1 protein-coding gene is annotated in these 712 nt (G+C 38.1%); it reads right to left on the reverse strand.

What is annotated here, in order from left to right; translation table 11 throughout:
• Positions 1-144 precede the first annotated feature (144 nt).
• Complete coding sequence (locus tag ACSX1H_RS19490) at positions 145-654, reverse strand: hypothetical protein (RefSeq protein WP_439185933.1); 510 nt, start codon at positions 652-654, stop codon at positions 145-147.
• Positions 655-712 lie beyond the last annotated feature (58 nt).

The following is a 712-nucleotide window of genomic DNA, read 5'->3' on the forward strand; positions in this document are numbered from 1 at the left end:
CTAACGGTTGGCCGCATGGCGCTGTAGCAGATTTGCGTTGAGATTGTCCGTCCGAGAGGACGAGACTATCGAGGCGGGAATCTGCCCACCCATAGAGAGCCGAGCCCTGCTATGCGCTATAGCGGCGTGTTGTAGGTAGTTCTTTTATGGTAAAATTGTTGCAAAGATTATAATTAAGCCACCTAGTATCGAAAATATAAAGTCCGATTTCCCGATTGTTCTTTGTTCGTCGAATGAACGCTCGCCAACAAAATCACCCCTGTCAGTAATAATCAACTCCCGTCTGAAGATTTTATAATATAGATGTCGAATCCCTCGATAGACCACAACGGCAATCAGAAGTCCTTTTATAGGGCTTAAAACACTACCTTTGGGAGTGCTAAACTCTGGTAAATCTGAATACAATATGTAAATAATGAATTGAACTAAGCCAATTACCAACCATACTATGAATATTTTATTATTCCTCAGCTTCTTACTGTAAATTCCATAAATCAAAAGTGCTGAACCAAATCCAGTTAGTCCAATTGCTTTTTTAATAAATTGAAATTCAAAATAGTCAGATTTGTAGCCAATAGTCAGGCCAACGCACCAAATGATATAAAGGAAAATCAAAACGACATCAAACGTCTTTAAATCAGGGACGTATTTCATGTTTTTATTTGCTTAATTATTAGTTTGCTTGTTGATTTTTTTGAATTACCTACAACGG

It is taken from the genome of Carboxylicivirga taeanensis (genome assembly GCF_051851475.1).
Classification (GTDB): Bacteria; Bacteroidota; Bacteroidia; order Bacteroidales; family Marinilabiliaceae; genus Carboxylicivirga; species Carboxylicivirga taeanensis.

Excerpts from the sequence above, each read along its gene's own strand:
- ACSX1H_RS19490 (WP_439185933.1), bottom strand. The coding sequence starts at position 654 with ATGAAATACGTCCCTGATTTAAAGACGTTTGATGTCGTTTTGATTTTC.